At 34.5% G+C, this 18,079-nt stretch carries 19 protein-coding genes and 1 pseudogene; 18 read left to right on the plus strand and 2 right to left on the minus strand.

What is annotated here, in order from left to right:
- Nucleotides 1-39: 39 nt before the first annotated feature.
- Nucleotides 40-699, plus strand: a complete 660-nt coding sequence (locus C3V36_07625) for a DNA-binding protein (protein AVM69119.1) — start codon at nucleotides 40-42, stop codon at nucleotides 697-699.
- A 67-nt stretch (nucleotides 700-766) separates the two neighbouring features.
- Here C3V36_07625 and C3V36_07630 read toward each other — a convergent pair whose 3' ends face one another.
- Nucleotides 767-2,098 (minus strand): endonuclease, encoded by a 1,332-nt coding sequence (locus C3V36_07630; GenBank protein AVM69120.1) that lies wholly within the window; start codon nucleotides 2,096-2,098, stop codon nucleotides 767-769.
- A gap of 5 nt (nucleotides 2,099-2,103) precedes the next feature.
- A complete protein-coding gene (locus C3V36_07635) occupies nucleotides 2,104-2,454 on the minus strand; it encodes a plasmid mobilization relaxosome protein MobC (protein AVM69121.1) in 351 nt (116 codons plus the stop codon).
- Between the two features lie 334 nt (nucleotides 2,455-2,788).
- Between C3V36_07635 and C3V36_07640 the strand changes: the two genes are divergently transcribed.
- The 17 genes and pseudogenes from C3V36_07640 (at nucleotide 2,789) to C3V36_07720 (ending at nucleotide 18,076) form a co-directional block, all read left to right on the plus strand.
- Nucleotides 2,789-3,427 (plus strand): TetR/AcrR family transcriptional regulator, encoded by a 639-nt coding sequence (locus C3V36_07640; protein ID AVM69122.1) that lies wholly within the window; start codon nucleotides 2,789-2,791, stop codon nucleotides 3,425-3,427.
- A gap of 143 nt (nucleotides 3,428-3,570) precedes the next feature.
- A complete protein-coding gene (locus C3V36_07645; protein ID AVM69123.1) occupies nucleotides 3,571-4,167 on the plus strand; it encodes a hypothetical protein in 597 nt (198 codons plus the stop codon).
- Nucleotides 4,157-4,870 (plus strand): ABC transporter permease, encoded by a 714-nt coding sequence (locus C3V36_07650; protein ID AVM69124.1) that lies wholly within the window; start codon nucleotides 4,157-4,159, stop codon nucleotides 4,868-4,870. The genes C3V36_07645 and C3V36_07650 overlap by 11 nt, the downstream gene beginning before the upstream one ends.
- Complete coding sequence (locus tag C3V36_07655) at nucleotides 4,855-6,324, plus strand: ABC transporter (GenBank protein ID AVM69125.1); 1,470 nt, start codon at nucleotides 4,855-4,857, stop codon at nucleotides 6,322-6,324. Before C3V36_07650 ends, C3V36_07655 begins: the two co-directional genes overlap by 16 nt.
- Nucleotides 6,314-7,459, plus strand: a pseudogene (locus tag C3V36_07660) (ABC transporter ATP-binding protein). The gene C3V36_07655 and the pseudogene C3V36_07660 overlap by 11 nt, the downstream one beginning before the upstream one ends.
- A gap of 175 nt (nucleotides 7,460-7,634) precedes the next feature.
- Nucleotides 7,635-8,408: a ParA family protein gene (locus C3V36_07665; GenBank protein AVM69126.1), complete on the plus strand. Its 774-nt coding sequence runs from the start codon at nucleotides 7,635-7,637 to the stop codon at nucleotides 8,406-8,408.
- Nucleotides 8,401-9,369, plus strand: a complete 969-nt coding sequence (locus tag C3V36_07670) for a chromosome partitioning protein ParB (protein AVM69127.1) — start codon at nucleotides 8,401-8,403, stop codon at nucleotides 9,367-9,369. Before C3V36_07665 ends, C3V36_07670 begins: the two co-directional genes overlap by 8 nt.
- 95 nt (nucleotides 9,370-9,464) lie before the next feature.
- Entirely contained in the window at nucleotides 9,465-10,343 is an 879-nt protein-coding gene (locus C3V36_07675) for a phage antirepressor protein (GenBank protein ID AVM69128.1), read from the plus strand.
- Nucleotides 10,344-10,440: 97 nt separating this feature from the next.
- Nucleotides 10,441-11,430, plus strand: a complete 990-nt coding sequence (locus tag C3V36_07680; GenBank protein ID AVM69129.1) for a replication initiator protein A — start codon at nucleotides 10,441-10,443, stop codon at nucleotides 11,428-11,430.
- A gap of 91 nt (nucleotides 11,431-11,521) precedes the next feature.
- Nucleotides 11,522-12,376 (plus strand): DNA replication protein, encoded by an 855-nt coding sequence (locus tag C3V36_07685; GenBank protein AVM69130.1) that lies wholly within the window; start codon nucleotides 11,522-11,524, stop codon nucleotides 12,374-12,376.
- Nucleotides 12,377-12,380: 4 nt separating this feature from the next.
- Nucleotides 12,381-12,866, plus strand: coding sequence for a PcfB family protein (locus C3V36_07690; GenBank protein AVM69131.1), 486 nt, complete (start codon nucleotides 12,381-12,383; stop codon nucleotides 12,864-12,866).
- 6 nt (nucleotides 12,867-12,872) lie between these two features.
- Nucleotides 12,873-14,681, plus strand: a complete 1,809-nt coding sequence (locus C3V36_07695) for a conjugal transfer protein TraG (GenBank protein ID AVM69132.1) — start codon at nucleotides 12,873-12,875, stop codon at nucleotides 14,679-14,681.
- A gap of 255 nt (nucleotides 14,682-14,936) precedes the next feature.
- The gene (locus C3V36_07700; GenBank protein AVM69133.1) at nucleotides 14,937-16,007 is read left to right on the plus strand and encodes a cytosine methyltransferase; all 1,071 of its coding nucleotides are present in this window, start codon (nucleotides 14,937-14,939) and stop codon (nucleotides 16,005-16,007) included.
- Between the two features lie 119 nt (nucleotides 16,008-16,126).
- A complete protein-coding gene (locus C3V36_07705; protein ID AVM69134.1) occupies nucleotides 16,127-16,471 on the plus strand; it encodes a single-stranded DNA-binding protein in 345 nt (114 codons plus the stop codon).
- Between the two features lie 3 nt (nucleotides 16,472-16,474).
- On the plus strand, nucleotides 16,475-16,690 hold the full coding sequence (locus C3V36_07710; protein AVM69135.1) for a conjugal transfer protein: 216 nt from the start codon (nucleotides 16,475-16,477) through the stop codon (nucleotides 16,688-16,690).
- Nucleotides 16,690-17,553, plus strand: a complete 864-nt coding sequence (locus tag C3V36_07715; protein ID AVM69136.1) for a hypothetical protein — start codon at nucleotides 16,690-16,692, stop codon at nucleotides 17,551-17,553. The genes C3V36_07710 and C3V36_07715 overlap by 1 nt, the downstream gene beginning before the upstream one ends.
- Nucleotides 17,554-17,623: 70 nt before the next feature.
- Nucleotides 17,624-18,076, plus strand: coding sequence for a stress response protein NST1 (locus C3V36_07720; protein AVM69137.1), 453 nt, complete (start codon nucleotides 17,624-17,626; stop codon nucleotides 18,074-18,076).
- Nucleotides 18,077-18,079: the final 3 nt, after the last annotated feature.

Below are 18,079 nucleotides of genomic sequence, written 5' to 3' on the forward strand. Positions count from 1 at the left end.
AGCGAACAGCTCCCTTTTACCATGAAAGGAGATAAAAACATGGATTACAAAACAATAAGGGATAGGATTGAAGATATGGCAAAGGATAACCACAAAGATTTTGTGAAGGCGGTTATCAGCATGGAAAAAGGCATCAATGATGAGAGTGCCTTGGATAAGCTTTATGATGCTTATATGGCAAATGATACCATCAATCTGCTTCATGAAGATTTCGACTATATGATTGAAGATTTAAGAGAACAGGGACAGATAAAAGACCTGCCCTATGTTCAGCAGGAGAAAGATGACCTTGTAAATATCGTCGGAAATGTTGTAGGAGAGGTCGATGTAATCGAAAGAGAAAATAAGAACGGAGAAGCCTTTAAGGTGGCAAATTTCTCTGTTGTGTCCAAAGATGATGCAGGAAACAAGGTCTATCATAATTGCTCCGCTTATGGAGAAAAGAGTGATATTCCAAAGGACTTTAAACAGGGAGATTTTGTGAAACTCTTTGGACAAATCAGAACTTCCGTTGATGATAACGGCAAGGAACATACTAACATCAGGATACTTTCTTCAAAACTGTTAAAGGCAAAAGAACAGATGAAAGGACAGGAGGAAAAGAAAGAATCCGTCCTTGGAGCTATCAAGAAATATCAGGTGGAAGATAAGGAAAAGCCTAAAGTAAAGCAGGAATCGTCAAAAGAAGCAGAGAGATAAATTTATGGTCGGTGCGGTCTTCGGATTGCACCGGCTCTTTTTTGTTGCTCAAAAAAGGAGATAAAGATTATCTCTCCATCTCCTTACCCATGTAAATTCCATAGTTTTTGCGTATCTTGTAAAGTTCGTCCATTGTGGATTTTGAGGAAGAATACTCTTTCATCAGGGTATTCTTTTTTTCTTGCAGATTATCAAGTCTTTCTAAAATATCTTTTGAATTTGGAAGTTTGGAATAAGACTTTTTAAGTTCAGAAAGAGCATTTTCATAGAGGGTAATCTGAGTTTTGTATTCTTCAAAGAATGCCTTATCAGATGGATTAGAACGATATTCTTTGTAGTATCCTCGATATTTTTTAACGGTATGGACTTGCTCCATCGTAGCGGATAACTGTTCCATTTCCTTATCAATGGATTTGATTTTATCTTGCAGATGTTGTCTTTCATCAGCGGTTTTTTGAATGTATTCGTCAAGCTGCTGAACGGATTTAATCCCATGTTCTCTGATAAAGATAACGGATTCCGCCATCGTATTAAGATTATGTTTCGTTGCCCAGTATTCATAGCCTTTACTCTCTTTGACTTTAGCATTGGTATTCATATCAATGATATTTCCGATGCGTTTTTTAACAGGAGGAGTCTTAATCATTTCCCTTTCTGCTATGCGTTCTTTTAATCGTTCTTCAGTATAATCTTCACCAATCGTCTTAGCTCTTGTAAATCTCGGTTTATCTTTCGGCTTAAAAGCGATGTGCTTGCCATGCTTTATTTCATAGCCAAGCTCAGCCATTTTCTTTAGAAATTCGTCCCAATCCTTAGACTGTTTTATCATGCGATCAATATCAAATTGTAACCTGCTTTTCCAAGAAGTACCTTTCTTTGCTTGCTCATTTTCATACCAAGACTTACCGTTCGTCCTATATTTTTTCTTAAAGCTTTCGTAGTGTTCATCAATGACGGAGAGGTTGTTTTCTTTGCATAGCTTATCACTCTGGTAACGGATCTTATGATAGCTTTTCTTGTTCGACTGATAGCATTTACCGGTAACCATATTTACATTATTGAAGATGATATGATTATGGATATGCCCTTTATCTATGTGCGTCGATAACACAAACTCATACTCATCTTTGAGTATCTTTTTACATAATTCAAGACCGATTCGATGTGCCATTTCAGGCGTTGTTTCTCCCGGTAAAAAAGATTGAATCAGATGTCTTGCAAGGACAGTTCCCTTAGTTCCCGCCTCCCCTCTTGTCCTTAAAAACTGAGTATGAGCAGTTGACTGATGGCATTTATGCGTACTGACTAAAAGCTGTTCATCTGTTTTATCTCCATTAACAATATAGTCAATAGCAAGATGAAGGGTTGATTTTATAGGATGTATTTTTGTAATCGCCATAAATTTTAATCACCTCCGGAAGTCCTGTTTAGAAGCAAGGAATGAATTTGCCACAGTTCTTTTGAAAAATGTTCAATCTCTTGTTTCATATCGCCTATGTCCTCTTTGTAGATAACACCGGTCGAATTTACACGCTTTGCAATCTGATTGATGTTGTTTGTTGCGTTGGAAAGTAAGCCTTGTAAATCCCTAAAAGGCTCTAAATCTACCTGATAAATTTCCTTTTCCAAAACGCATTTGCGGATAAAGTGGCTCATATTTCTACACTTTGCAAGTTTCCTTTTCTCCTCAAAAAGAGCTTTTTCTTCTTTGGTCAACTTAATTTCAAGTCGTTCATTTCGTATTCTGTTTGCCATAGATATTTCCTCCTTTGTATGATTTTCGGGGTATTAGGGTTCTCCCTAACAAGCTAAAAATTGATAAAAAAAGAAGCAGATCCCGAAGGGCTGCTTCATCAATTTTCCGTAAGTGTCCGTACACTTACTGTGCTTGCTCTTATACTAATAGTATAAGAACAGCGTTAAGCATAAATTAGATTCAATGATTTATTATAACATGGAAAAAGAGGTGTTGTCACATTTATTGTTATTCTTTTAGAAAATGAAAAAATAATTATTTTTACTTGAAATGAAATATAACAAGTGTTATAATATAACAAAGTTATTTTTGGAGAAAGGAGGTTGAAATAAGGTGGCAAATGGAGATTATGATTTAACTCATAAAAAGATATTGGAGAGTGGCAAGAAGATTTTTAAAGAGCAAGGATTTGAAAAAGCAAATTTAAGGGCTATATGCAAAGAAGCGGGTGTTACGACTGGTGCTTTTTATGGTCATTTTGAGGATAAAGAAAGTCTTTTTGCAGAATTAGTAGAACCTCTTATAGCTGAAATTAAAAGATATTATGCTATGTATGAGAATAAGAGCTTTGATGCTTATAAAAAGGAAAAAAGAATAGGAAAAGAAACTATTCAAAAGATTTTGGAGTCAAAAGCACAGGGCACGATTGATACAGTTTTGCATTTTTTTGAAAACAAAGATGTGTTTGAACTTTTAGTATTTGGATCTTATGGAACTAAATATAGCAGTTTTTTAGATGAACTTATAGAAATTGAAGATAAAAATCATTTTAAAATATTAAGTATGATTTATGGTGCAAATCATGTTAATGACAGAATAACAAACAGAGGTATTCATTTGCTTAATCATGCGTATTTTTATGCCTTGTCTGAGATTGCTGTACATTCTGAAGATAAAGAAGAAGTAAGACAAAACGCAATTCTAATTTCAAACTTTTTTAATGAAGGATGGGGGAAAATACGAGGATTATAAAAAAGTTTTTTTTACACTAAAAATAACTAAGTTATTTTTAAGTTCAATAAGACTATATTTTTTCTTTCAAAAATAAAATTAAGAATATTATTTCTGGAGGATAAACAGAAAAATATTAAATAAAAAACTAAGGAGGAAGTATCATGAATTTAAAAGGTATTGTAAAGATAGCAGTATTCTCTGTTATTGGATTTGTTTTGACGATGGGATTGGGATTTTTGACAGGATCATTTGGTATGATTCCAAGTTTGTATTTGTCATCTGCATTGCCAACAATCATTGTTGCACCCGTTTTTGTAATTATGTGCAAGCAGGTTGGACAGAGAGGAACTGCTTTTTCATACTTTCTGTTGCTGGGGGTATTCTATGCTCTCATGGGAATGTGGCCCGTAATTGTTGTTTGTGCTATTGCAGGAATTTTGGCGGAATTTGTAATTGGTAAAAAAGAGAACTATACAAGCAAAAATATGAAAGTTGGAATTGCTTTTGGAACAGGTATGTTTATCTATTCCTTACATGCTATGTATTTTGCTTTTGTATTTGGTGTCGAAGGACTTACAAAGCAATTTCCAAAGATGTTTACAACCGATTACGCAACATTCCTTTACAATTTTTACACACCTAAAAATATCTTGATTTGTTTATTGATTGCAATTGTGGCTTCAGTTATAGGTGCTTATTTTGGAACATATATTTACAACAAATTTTTTAGCGATAGGAAGAAAAAAAGTGTTTTGTAAAAATGATAAAAAGAATATAAATCAATACCAACTATCAGATAAAATCAACCCACTTACTATAGTTGGGTTGATTTTATTCTTTTCGGTGGTTTTAACAGTGGGCGAACAATTACACTACCTCATTTCACTTGTTTTTGTTTTAGTGTTACTACTATTATTCTCTCCTAAAAAAGCATTTAGAATGATATGCTCATTGATCATAGTATGGGGAATTGTTCATTTACTAAAACCTTATTTAGGAAATGTTTTGATTGGTTCCATATATATGATGCTACTTATAGTATTGAAATTTTCGCCGCTTTTCATTTTGGGGAGAGTCTTATCTTCATATAGTTCATCTCATCTCATGGCGGCATTTAGAAAAGTTGGTATAGATGGTGGAATAGGTATAGGAATTACAGTGTTTTTTCGCTTTATTCCAGAAATTTCTATTCGAATGAAAGAAATAAACAACGGCATGAAAATTAGAGGATTCAGAGCAAGTATATTTAAACCACTGAAGACATTTGAATTATATTTTGTTCCGCTTATGTATAAGTGCATAGATATAAGTGATACTTTGACTTGTTCAATCATATCAAAAGGTATTGAGTATGACGGTAAAAAAACAAGTTTTCATGAAGTGAAAATCACATTGATTGATATTGCAATGCTGATGGGTGGAATAGCTTTAGTGGGGGTGAGTGCATGGAAAATATTTTAGAAGCAGAAATACGAGCTTTTTCTTATGGAGAAGATTTAATACTAAAAGATTTAAAACTATCTGTGAAAAAAGGCGAAATCGTTGTTTTGACAGGACTTTCAGGTTGTGGCAAAACCACGCTTTTAAGGCTTTTGAATGGGTTGATACCATCCTTTTATGATGGTTGTCTAAACGGCGAAATCAAGTTATTAGGAAAGGATATAACTCTATATAAAAAAGGAGAACTTGCAAAATATATAGGGAATGTATTCCAAAACCCTAAAGATCAATTTTTCTGTGATGTGGTTGAAGATGAAATTGCTTTAGTGGGTGAAAATTTAGGGTTAGAGAAAAAAATCTTAAGAGAAAAAGTTGACGAAGCAATGCAGTTACTTGAAATAGAGTATCTAAGAAAAAAGTCTATCTTCGAGTTATCCGGAGGTGAAAGACAAAAAGTAGCAATAGCAGGAACTCTTATTTATGACACAGACATTATCTTTTTTGATGAACCATCAAGCAGTTTGGATTATAACAGTATAAGGAAATTTACGGAGATCCTTATTAATTTAAAAGCATTAGGAAAGACAATCATTATAGCCGAACATAGACTTTACTACTTAAAAGATATGTTTAGTAGATTAGTCTATATCAAAGATGGAACAATACAAGATGTTTTTCAAAATGGACAGCTTAATAATGAAAAATGTAGAGAACTTGAATTGAGGACATTTAATGAAAAGGAGCTTGTGTCAGAAATGGAGCATATTGATACTGAAATCTGTATCAAAGTCAATAAAGCTAATATTCATCAAGGCAAAAGACTTTTGATAAAAGATTTGACTTTTGATATTAAAGAAAAAGAAATCATGGGAATCATCGGCTCTAATGGAATTGGGAAAACGACATTGGGGAAAGCGTTGTGCGGACTTTCTGAAAAATATTTAGATGTCAGCTATGGGCAGAAACAAAGAGAAAGGCTTAAAAATTCATATTGCGTGTTACAAGATGTAGATGCTCAGATTTTTTTAGACACAGTAGAAAATGAATTGATATTTTGTAAAGATAAAAACTCGGAAAGTGATTTAGAAAAAATACGAGAATATCTAAAAGATACAGACCTGTGGCATAAAAAAACCAATCATCCGCAGAAATTATCCGGTGGACAAAAACAACGATTGGCGATTATTACTTCGTTTTTATCTGGTCGTAAACTGATAATTTTGGATGAACCAACATCAGGTCTTGATTATAAAAGTATGAAAATTATGTCCGATTTAATGACAGAAAAAGCAAAGGAGATTCCAATTATAATAATTACTCATGACTTAGAGTTGTTATTTAAAACCTGTAATTCCGTCTTAATGCTCGGCGATAAGGATTATAAAAAAATATCTGTAAAGGGAAATGAAGCGTTAATCATGGATTTTATGGATAAAAAAGGAAATTTATTGAAGGAGAAAAACTATGTTAAATAAGGTTTTTGAATATGCAGGTTCGCATAAAAAATCAATTCACTTAGCAAGTTTTATTATGCTTATTAGTGTAATTATGGGTGTGCTACCCTTTCTATTTGCATATCAGATTATCAATCCACTTATTTTAGGTGAGCAATTAGAATTTGAAAGACTTGCTATTTTATTGATCAGTATTTTAGTTTGTTTAGTGTTGCAAGCTGTCTTAGGAGGTTTAGGTCTTAATGTATCCCATAAAGCAGCATACAACACGCTACTTGGACTTCGAACATCCTTACAGAAAAAAATGGAAAATCTACCATTGGGTGTTGTTGAAGAAAAAGGGACTGGTACAATCAAAAAAATGTTCGTGGATGATATTGGCAGTTTAGAAGTGCTTTTAGCTCATTCACTTCCTGAAGGAATAGCGAACCTAATTGTACCTATTATGGTTTATATTTCAATGTTTTTTATTGACTGGAGATTAGCGTTAATGTCATTAGCTTCTATTCCGATTAGCATTCTTGCAATGATGATTATGTACTCTGTAGGTATGAAGCAAATGGGACCATATTATATGGCAAGTGGAAAAATGAACAATACCATTATTGAGTATGTAAATGGTATGGAAGTTGTAAAAGTATTTAATAAGCAAACAGAGTCTTATGAACGTCTTTCTAAAGATATCAGCAGTTATAGAGATTATGCACTCGCTTGGTATAAGACGGCATGGCCATGGATGGCGTTATATAGTGCCTTACTTCCATGCACGATTATTTTAACATTGCCTCTTGGTGGTTACTTTGTGTATATGGGCTATGCAAGTCTTTCTAACTTAATATTAGTGTTATGTCTTTCTTTAAGTATAGGATTGCCACTCTTGAAAGCTCTCGGATTTTTACCAACTATGCCGCAGTTAAATTATAAGATTTCTGCTTTAGAACAAGCCTTAAATATGGCTCCTTTAAAGCAGGGAGAAAATGATTTTAAGGGAACAGGACAGACTATTTTATATGATAATGTTACCTTTGGCTATCAGCTAAACAAGATGGGAGAAAATGGACAGCCCGAAACCTATATTAAGAATGTTATTCATAATGTAAGTTTTACGGCAAGAGCTGGTGAAAAGACAGCGATTGTCGGTGAATCAGGTTCAGGAGATAATGATATAATGATGATAGTGCAATAAATCCAAGAAAAATCAATGGTTAAAGGCTTCCACAAAACTTTTAAACTTGATGATGGATTGAGACTATCATCTTTTTTTATACTTAAAATCATATAAAAGTATATCACAAAATGAAATCTCTGTATAGAGAAGAAAGGGGCGTTCTATGGCACAAGTTATAACTATAGCTAATCGAAAAGGCGGAGTCGGTAAAACAACCACAACTCTAAACCTTGCCTGCTCGCTAAGAGAACTGGGTAAAAAAATATTAGTAATTGACCTTGATCCGCAAGCTAATCTTACAAGATGTTTTGATGTGGGAAATTCAGAAAACATAAAAACAGTAGGACATTTGCTGACAGCTGAATTAGAAGAGGAAAGTTATTCAGTAGAGGAATATATCCTATCTTATGATGAAATGGATATTATCCCCTCAAGCATTTTCTTATCAGCCGTTGAAACACAAATGAGGTCAGAAACAGGGAGCGAAAGAATATTATCAGAAATTATCAATCAGATAAGAGAGCATTACGACTATATCCTTATAGATACATCTCCATCACTTAATATTCTAAACATCAATGCCCTTTGTGCATCAGACAGTGTGCTTATCACAGCCGATACCGGAGTTTTTGCAGTAGTAGGAATTGGTGAACTCTTAAAAACCGTTCAGAAAATTAAAAAGAGAGTGAATCCGAAACTGAAAGTGCAGGGGATTTTACTAACCATGTGCGATAACAGAACAAATCTTTCAAAACTCCTTACTCAGCAGGTAGAAGAAATGTACCAAGGAAAGATAGCGGTATTTAAAACCAAAATACCCAAAACGGTCAAAGTGGGAGAAGCCATATACAGCGGACAAAGCATAAAAAAATATGCAAAAGGCAGCAGTGTAGATATTGCATACGACAATCTGGCAAAGGAGATCTGCTATGAGTAAAAAACTTGTAAAAAGAGAAATAACCGATGCCGTAGATTTTTTACTTGATGATACAGGCACCTTGGAACAGGGAGATATACAGAATATAGAAATCAATCTACTTGAAAACTACCACGACCATCCATTTACCCTATACACAGGCAAGAGATTAGACGATATGGTGGAAAGTATCAAAGAAAATGGGATACTTAATCCAATCATTGTTCTAAAAAAAGAGGATGGAGCTTATGAAATACTTTCTGGACATAACAGAGTAAATGCAGCCAGACTTGTGAATCTAAAAACTGTTCCTTGTATTATTAAAGAAAATCTTTCCGAAGAACAAACCTATACCTATGTGATTGAAACCAACCTTATGCAGCGTTCTTTCTCCGACTTGCTGCCGACAGAAAAAGCCTTTGTTCTTAAAATGCGATATGAAAAAATAGCAAGTCAGGGAAAGAGAAATGATTTGCAAAAAGATATAAACAATTTAGAGCAGGGTATCATAGAAAAAGAAAGCAAGGAAGAAGATAAGACAGACAGCAGAAAAGTACTTGGAAAAGAATACAATCTTTCAGGTGCATCTATTGCAAGGTATCTTAGATTAAATGAATTGTCAGACTCTTGGAAAAAAGAGATTGATAATGAAAAAATAGGACTGACAATGGCAGTAGACTTATCCTATCTTTCAAAAGAAATACAGGAATATCTGTATCAGCAGAGCGAAGAACTGGAACTAACCTTAAAACCAAGCGACACCAAAGCACTTCATCTGATGAACCGACAGGAAGAGCTAAATCAAGAGATGGTTACAGCATATTTGTTGAACTTGAAAAAACCGAAGATAAAAGAGTATCAGAATATCAAGCTGTCTCGGAGTGTATACAAAAAATTCTTTCATGATGAAACAAAAGAAGATGTGGAGGAAATCATAGAAAAAGCACTAGAAATATATTTTAAAGGGTATACCGACAAGTGAAAAGACAAAATTATAAATTTAGGGTATAATATAAAACAATACACAAGAGAAAAGGCTGTTTAACAAACTAATATATAAAAGAGGCAGGTGTCATAATGGACGAAATAAAACTATATGAAAATAAAGAGATACGCTCCGTTTGGGACGAAGAAAAAGAAGAATGGTATTTTTCAGTAGTAGATGTAGTATCGGTACTGACAGAAAGTAAAGATCCACAAGTATACTGGAGAGTACTGAAAAAGAGATTAAAAGATGAAGGCAACGAAACCGTTACAAATTGTAACGCTTTGAAAATGAAAGCAGCAGATGGGAAAATGCGTCTAACTGATGTGGCGGATATGCAGGGAATTTTCCGTATTATCCAGTCCATTCCATCACCAAAGGCAGAACCTTTCAAATTATGGCTTGCGGAAGTAGGAAAAGAGCGAATTGATGAAATCATCGATCCGGAACTTACGATTGACAGAGCCTTAGAAACCTATTTGAAGAAAGGGTACAGTCGCGAATGGATTAACCAACGCCTTCAAGCAATCCAAGTGAGAAAAGAGCTAACCGATGCTTGGGATGATCATGGGATTGAAAAAGGAATTGAATATGCAATACTAACCGATGAAATTACAAAAGCATGGTCAGGCATGACAACAAGAGGATATAAAAATCTGAAAGGTTTGAAAAAAGAAAATCTAAGAGATAATATGACCACTCTTGAAATTGTTCTAAATATGCTTGCAGAAGCTACAACAACAGAGCTTACAAAAACCACCAACCCACAGGGTTTGGAAGAAAATAAGAAAGTTGCAAAAAGAGGAGGCAGTATAGCAGGAAACACAAGGAAAGAAATTGAGAAAGAAACCGGGAAACCTGTAATTACCTCAAAAAATGCAGTAGATTTATCAAGACTGATTGAAGATGTGGTCAAAGAACCTTTCAATAAAAAACAAGATAAAAAAGACGATACCGATAAGGAAAAATAGATAAAAATAAAAGATAAAGAATTCATTTATCAAGAGATAGCAAAGAAAAACAGCTATCTCTTTTTTGATGCTTAAAACATAGGAGGAGGTAGAGAGCATGGATATAAAATTTAACTACTATTACGGAAAAGAAGCGGAAAACTTCTCTTTTTTTCGTATTCCCAAGCTGTTATTTACAGATCCCATATTTACAAAACTGAGTAGTGATGCCAAAGTGCTATACGGGATTTTACTTGACCGAATGAACCTGTCCATGAAAAATAACTGGATTGATGAAGAAAACAAGGTATATATCATCTTTACCATAGAAGAGATTGCAGAAATTATGTGTTGTGCCACCCAGAAAGCGACAAAGATACTTCAGGAATTGGATGATAAAAAAGGGATAGGACTTATTGAAAAGAAAAGATTGGGACTTGGCAAACCCAACATACTCTATGTGAAGAACTTTATCATTCAGGAAACAAATGAGCAGGAAAATTCTGTGCAGGATAAAATCACCAATCAGGAATTATGGAAATCACAATTTAAGAATGATGAAAATCACAATTCAGGAAATGTGAATTTCACAAAACAAGAATTGTTAAAATCACAATGTAATAAGACTAATATAAATAAGACTGAATATAGTGATACTGAATATAATAACACCTCCCCCATATCCCCCTCAAAAGAAAATAAAAAAGAGGATATGGAAGTAGAGGAAATAACAAAAATACTCAAACAAAATATTAACTACACTTTTCTTGTGGAAGAACAATTAAAAGACAAAGAAAAAATTGACCTTATCGTAAACTTAATGGCAGAGGCAATTCAAAGTAAGACAGACATAAGAATCAATCAGAAGATGACAGCGTATGAAACCGTAAAAGAACAGTTTTTATCACTACAAAAAGAACATATCAGCTATGTTCTGCTTGTTCTTGATGAAAACAAGAGAAAAATTACAAACCTGAGAGCCTATTTGTTATCCCTGCTATATAATGCACCCATCAATATCTTAGGGATGACAGCATATCAAGAGACAGATGATGCTGATTACAGCAAAGATAAAGAAATATGGCAGGAGCTTTTCAATGCCACGTAGTAGTTACACATAGCAGTTAAAGATGATGATAGGAAATATGTTTAAGGTTTAGGAAAATTAAATGAAACTATAAAGATTACGGAGGAATCATATGGATAATACGGAAAACATCTTCGGGAGAGTATTTGAACGTTTGCAAAAAGATATTTTAAACGAAAAGAACGGAGATTATGTCAATGAGAATGACGGACTTGTTTATTGTGGAGTATGTCATAGTCCCAAACAGCAAATCAGTAATATAGGTGGAGGTTTAAGGAAAATACCTAAAAACTGTATTTGCAGAGAAAAAGAATTGGAGAAGGAAAGACAGCATTGGAAAGAACTGGAGCATCAAAGTATCCTGTCGGATTTAAGAAAACAGGCATTTGAAGATAAGCTGTTGCAAAATCAAACCTTTGAAGCGGAAGATGGCAGCTTAGAGCATAGAAAAATCGGAGAAAACTATGTGAAAAAATTTGAAGAAATGGAAAAGGAAAATATAGGCTTACTCCTTACAGGACCTGTGGGAACCGGAAAAACCTATTTGGCATCGGCAATAGCAAATGCCCTAATTGAAAAAGAAATTTCCGTTAAAATGACCAACTTTGCCACCATTCTAAACGATATGATGAATTTGGACATCAACAAAAATAAGTATATTGAAAAGCTTAATAAACATAGACTTCTTATCATTGATGATTTCGGAATGGAAAGAGATACCCCTTTTGCCACAGAGCATATCTTTAATATCATTGACAGCAGATACAGAGCAAATAAACCGATAATTTTGACTACGAATCTTAGTGCAAAGCAGCTTACAAGCCCCAATAATCTAAAAGAACAGAGAATTTATTCAAGGCTTCTTGAAATGGCAACACCCATTCTTTTTACAGGAGAAAACAGAAGAATATCAAAGATGAAAGAAAAAGCACGAAAGGTAAACACAATACTCATGGAAAGCAGGTGATATATTGATCAATGAAGAAGTTACAAGGCAAGTAATTGCAGTAAAGAAAAAAGCACTTCATCTAACGGCAAGAGAAGTAATAAAACTGATGAAAATGATACTTAACAAGGCGGAAAAAGAGAAAAACGGATTGAAGGATTTCATCGGCAAGCAAAAGCCAACTACGGTAAAAGATTTAGTAAAAAAGGGAAAAGTTGAAACCTTAGAGTTAAATGATGTGGACTTAAAGAACTTAAAAAGAGACTTAAATAAAAATGGAGTGAAATTCAGTATTAAAAAAGATTTGACAACAGGAAACAATATTATCTTTTTTCAGGCAAAAGATGAAAAGGTAATGGAACAGGCATTTAAAGAAGCAGTAGCAAAATTTGCAGGAAAGAATAAGAAAAGAGAATCTGTAATAGACAAGCTAAATCACTTTAAAGAGAAAGTGAAAAATACACCTCAAAAAGATAAAATCAAAGAAAAACATAAGGAGCAGAGTTTGTAGGAAGGAGTGGTAAAGACGAAGATTGTAAAAGAAATACTAAAAGATATAAAAAATATATTTCACATAAGAGATAAGAAAAAGTTTGTAATTAAAAACTTTCCTTATCTCTTTTTCTTTTATCTGGCGAATATATTTTCAAGGCATATAAACAGTTATGTAGGTAGTGATTATGTAGATAAGATGATAGTAGCTTTATCTGATATAGGAACACTGTCTTATCTGCCATCATTTCATATAGATGACTTATTTGCAGGTATTTGTTTTTCAGCAGTTATTTGGCTTATTGTTTATCAAAAAAAGAAAAATGCAAAGAAATTTCGCCAAGGAGTAGAATACGGTTCGGCAAGATGGGGAGGTCCGAAAGACATCGAACCGTACTTGGATGAAAGGTTTGATAATAATATCTTACTGACCAATACGGAACGATTGACTATGAATTCAAGACCGAAAAATCCTAAATTTGCCCGTAATAAAAATGTGCTTGTAGTAGGAGGATCCGGAAGTGGAAAGACCCGATTTTTCTTAAAACCCAATTTAATGCAAATGCACTCATCCTATGTTGTAACCGATCCGAAAGGCACCGTTCTTGTCGAATGCGGAAAGATGCTTGAGAAAAACGGATATGATATTAAGGTGCTAAACACCATCAATTTCAAAAAATCCATGCACTACAATCCCTTTGCATATTTAAGGAGTGAGAAAGACATATTAAAACTGGTACAGACGATTATGGCAAATACAAAGGGGGAAGGAGAAAAGGCTACGGAGGATTTTTGGAGTAAAGCGGAACGCCTGTATTATACGGCACTTATCGGATACCTTTACTATGAAGCACCGCAGGAAGAACAAAACTTTGAAAGTCTGCTTGCCTTTATTGATGCAAGTGAAGTCAGGGAAGAAGATGAAAATTTCAAAAATGCGGTAGACTATATCTTTGATGCACTGGAAAAAGAAAAGCCGAATCATTTTGCAGTCAAACAATATAAAAAGTATAAACTGGCTGCCGGAAAAACGGCGAAAAGTATATTGATTAGTTGTGGTGCAAGACTTGCAGCATTTGACATTGAAGAACTTAAAAACCTTATGGAATATGATGAAATGGGCTTGGATACCATAGGAGATAAAAAGACAGCCCTTTTTATTATCATATCAGACACTGATGATACCTTTAACTTTGTGGTAGCAATGATGTATACCCAGCTTTTTAATCTTTTATGTGATAAGGCAGATGATGTATATGGCGGTAGACTCCCTGTTCATGTGAGGTGCCTGCTTGATGAGTTCAGCAACATCGGGCAGATACCCAAGTTTGAAAAACTCATTGCCACCATTCGTTCCAGAGAAATATCGGCAAGCATTATCTTGCAAGCAAAATCACAACTAAAAGCCATATATAAAGACCATGCCGACACCATTCTGGGCAATTGTGATAGTGAGCTGTTTTTAGGAGGAAAGGAAGGAACAACAATAAAGGAACTTTCAGAAAACTTAGGGAAGGAAACCATAGACCTTTACAATACAAGTGAAACACGCTCCAATCAAAAATCTTTCGGACTAAACTATCAAAAACTTGGGAAGGAACTCATGAGCAGGGATGAACTGAAAGTAATGGACGGTGGAAAGTGCATCTTGGAAATAAGGGGAGCAAGACCTTTTTACTCCGATAAATTTGATATTACCAAGCATAAGAATTACAAACTGCTTTCCGATTACAATAAGAAAAATGCCTTTGATATAGAAAAATATCTAAAGAGAAAAGATAAAGTTAAGCTAAAAGAAAATATGCAAGTAACAGTGGTTGATATGGATGTATAAGAATTTAAGGCGACCTTTGTTCAAAATGAGCAGAAGTGCCTATCGAATTAAACTTTGTAAAGGAATATTAAAAAATGACTGAGCCTAAAAAATAGAAAGATGAATTGAAAAAATAAAGGAGAAATAATTCAATGAAAGAAAAAGGAAGAAGCCCGCCAACTTTTGTTCATAATGAACAGAAGTAAGACGGATAAAAATATGAAGTAAATATAGGAAATTATAAAAATAGAAAAGAGGTGATGTAAGGTAAAAGAAATAACACTTGGAAGCTTATTTGACGGAATCGGAGTATTTCCTTTAGCGGCAAGAAAAGTAGGGATAAAGACAGTATGGGCAAGCGAAATTGATAAAAATGCAATCTCTATATCAAAGAGGCATTTTCCTGATGTAGAGCATTTAGGGGACATCACAAAATTAAAGGCAAGAGATATAAAGCCGGTGGATATTATTACATTCGGCTCTCCTTGTCAAAATTTTTCAAAAGCAGGAGATTTAACAGGACTTAGTGGAGAAAAATCATCTCTTTTTTATCATGCAATAAGAATTATTAAAGAGATGAGGAGGTTTACAAATGGCAAGTATCCAACTTTCGCTATTTGGGAGAACGTCATGGGAGCTTTTGTATCAGGAAATAGGTTGGATTTTAGAGCCGTCCTCGAATCCTTCAGCAGCACCTGCCTTCCAATGCCTGAGTCTAAATGGGCAAATGCAGGAGTGGTGCGAGGGAGGGAATTTGAACTTTCTTGGAGAGTCTTGGATGCCCAATATTTCGGAGAGCCTAAGCTCCTTCAAAGAAGAAAGAGAATATTTATTGTCTGTGATTTTGGAGGATTCCGTTCCCACAAAATACTATATAAGCCCGAAAACCTGTTCAAAAATTCTAAGATTATCAGAAAACTCGAAGATAAGAATACCCGATCCAATCGAAGGTATTCTGATAAAGCAGGGAGGCAAATACCAAACGTCAGACCCTTTCAAGATAGAAAAATGCGAGGAGGAGCAAAAAGAAAAAATAAAACCCTTTTTAGAAACAGCTTCGTGAAGCCAAATGAACCTTTTCCAACCCTATTAGCATCCAATCCTACAATGTTTGCGTACTGGAAAAATGGAAAAGAAGAGGAGGGATTTATCAGGTATTTAACACCGGTAGAATGCGAAAGGCTGATGGGACTGCCGGATAACTACACAAAGTACGGAGCGGATGGGAATATCATACTTGACAGTGCAAGGTATAAGGCACTGGGAAATGCGATAGCACTGCCCTGTGTAGAGTATATTATGGCAGGAATAAAAGAAGAATTTCTAACCTCTGCTCAAAATGAATAGAAGTTGGAATGAACAAAGGATAAAATTGAATATGAAAAAATATAGACAAGACCATAACAAAGTAAAACGTTGTGGTCTTTTTTTTATGGAATCAAAAGAAATGAAAATGGAGGAAAGAGATGCAAAAAGAAATGCTGAATATTAACGGAAACCTGATAGGTGATGTAGAAATCAAAACCATTTTAGGAAAAGATGGGGAAGTTTCAGTTGCAAACTTTACACTTTTTAGAAAGATGGGAAAGACAGGAGAAAAAAAGAAAGAATATATCAACTGTAATGTCTACGGTGAAAAGACGCAGCTTGTGAAAGACTTTGAAAAAGGCGATTTTATCCATGTCTACGGATATTACAAAGAGGTTCAAAAAGCGGATAAGACATACAGGAATTTTATTGTAAAGCATGTCAACAAAATTGATAAAGAAATGGAAAATAAAAAAGAACAGGAAGAAAATGAGGAGGAATAAGTTATGGATTTTTTTGTACAGGCGGTAAATATATTAAAGATACTCGTTACGGCAATCGGAGCAGGACTTGGTGCATGGGGAATTGTTAATCTGCTTGAAGGATACGGCTCGGATAATCCCGGAGCCAAATCACAGGGTATAAAGCAGCTTATGAGCGGTGGAGGAATTGTTTTAATAGGGCTAAAACTTATTCCGCTACTTGCTAATGTCTTGAAATAATGTTTGATTTATTTGAAAAGATACATGAGTTTTTCAAGAATATTATGATTGATATTATTAAAGATAATCTTTCTGCAATGCTTGTAGATATTAACGACAAAGTAGGAACCGTTGCAGGAGAAGTGGGAAAGACCCCGAGTTCTTGGAACTCGGAGGTCTTTGCCTTCATCAAATCAATCAATACCAATGTTGTTTTGCCCATAGCAGCCATAATTCTAACCGCAATACTTTGTATAGAGTTAATTCAAGTTGTGCTTAGGAAAAATTCCATGCAAGACACGGATACCTTTGAATTTTTTAAATACATTATCAAAATGTGGATTGCCGTATGGCTTGTTTCTCACGCTTTTGAATTTTCTATGGCAGTCTTTGATGCCTCACAGGTCATGATAGGAAAGGCGGCAGGTGTTGTGGGAAGCAGTGCAAATATTACGCCGGGTAATTTTGATGCTATGGTCGATGCCCTAAAAACAAAGGAACTTGGAACACTCATCGGGATTGCACTTGAGACGGGATTGGTTAAATTTTCTTTAATGATTCTGTCAGTTTTAATCACTGTAATCCTATATGGAAGAATGATTGAAATATATGTCTATTGCTCCATTTGTGCAATACCGTTTGCTACAATGGGAAACAGGGACTGGTCAAGTATCGGAACAAACTATATTAAAAGTCTGTTTGCCCTTGGGCTTCAGGGATTTTTCATCCTAATCTTTTTTGGAATCTATGCAGTTTTAGTAAAAACCGTAAACTTTACGGATATTCATGCAAGTATTTTACAAGTGCTTGCATATGGACTGATTCTTGGAGTTATGATGATGAAATCCGGAAGTATCGCAAAGGCAATCTTAAACAGCCATTAGAAAACTTTTGTTCATAATGAGCAGAAGTTGATGAAATAATCCAAGCAAAAAAATATACAAGGAGGCAGTTATGAAAAATATCAACAAGAAAACAGGAATATTTTTAGGAGTTGCAACGGTAATCTCACTTGCCTTTGCAGTGGCAAGAGTGGCAGGAATGATAAAAGTGAAAAGCAAAAAGCAGGACAGATTTTGCGAATTTGAAGAAGATGATATGGAAACGGACGATGATATTCAGTTTTGGAAAGAAGAATATCTTAAAGAGGAAGAAAAACAGCAGGAATTTAGAGAACTGTCAATTACGGCATTAGAGGCTCTTTTCAAAGAAGTTCTTTTCATTAGTGAAACGGTAAAGAATGTGGAGGAAGAAGTAAAAAAACAAAGCGAATATAAAGGACTGTTAGAAGAATTGGAGAGAGGGAAAGAGGAAATCATCTCACTTTGGGAGCATTTAGAAGCACTTTCCAATATGAGAGAAGAAAACATAATAGAAAAAGATAGTATAGAAAAAGATAGGAGATAAGCG

The sequence above is a fragment of the Lachnospiraceae bacterium oral taxon 500 genome (assembly GCA_002999035.1).
Classification (GTDB): Bacteria; Bacillota; Clostridia; order Lachnospirales; family Vallitaleaceae; genus W11650.

Excerpts from the sequence above, each read along its gene's own strand:
- C3V36_07625 (AVM69119.1), top strand. The coding sequence starts at position 40 with ATGGATTACAAAACAATAAGGGATAGGATTGAAGATATGGCAAAGGAT.
- C3V36_07680 (AVM69129.1), top strand. The coding sequence starts at position 10,441 with ATGGATATAAAATTTAACTACTATTACGGAAAAGAAGCGGAAAACTTC.
- C3V36_07665 (AVM69126.1), top strand. The coding sequence starts at position 7,635 with ATGGCACAAGTTATAACTATAGCTAATCGAAAAGGCGGAGTCGGTAAA.
- C3V36_07645 (AVM69123.1), top strand. The coding sequence starts at position 3,571 with ATGAATTTAAAAGGTATTGTAAAGATAGCAGTATTCTCTGTTATTGGA.
- C3V36_07705 (AVM69134.1), top strand. The coding sequence starts at position 16,127 with ATGCAAAAAGAAATGCTGAATATTAACGGAAACCTGATAGGTGATGTA.
- C3V36_07710 (AVM69135.1), top strand. The coding sequence starts at position 16,475 with ATGGATTTTTTTGTACAGGCGGTAAATATATTAAAGATACTCGTTACG.
- C3V36_07630 (AVM69120.1), bottom strand. The coding sequence starts at position 2,098 with ATGGCGATTACAAAAATACATCCTATAAAATCAACCCTTCATCTTGCT.
- C3V36_07655 (AVM69125.1), top strand. The coding sequence starts at position 4,855 with ATGGAAAATATTTTAGAAGCAGAAATACGAGCTTTTTCTTATGGAGAA.
- C3V36_07675 (AVM69128.1), top strand. The coding sequence starts at position 9,465 with ATGGACGAAATAAAACTATATGAAAATAAAGAGATACGCTCCGTTTGG.
- C3V36_07670 (AVM69127.1), top strand. The coding sequence starts at position 8,401 with ATGAGTAAAAAACTTGTAAAAAGAGAAATAACCGATGCCGTAGATTTT.
- C3V36_07715 (AVM69136.1), top strand. The coding sequence starts at position 16,690 with ATGTTTGATTTATTTGAAAAGATACATGAGTTTTTCAAGAATATTATG.
- C3V36_07720 (AVM69137.1), top strand. The coding sequence starts at position 17,624 with ATGAAAAATATCAACAAGAAAACAGGAATATTTTTAGGAGTTGCAACG.
- C3V36_07685 (AVM69130.1), top strand. The coding sequence starts at position 11,522 with ATGGATAATACGGAAAACATCTTCGGGAGAGTATTTGAACGTTTGCAA.
- C3V36_07635 (AVM69121.1), bottom strand. The coding sequence starts at position 2,454 with ATGGCAAACAGAATACGAAATGAACGACTTGAAATTAAGTTGACCAAA.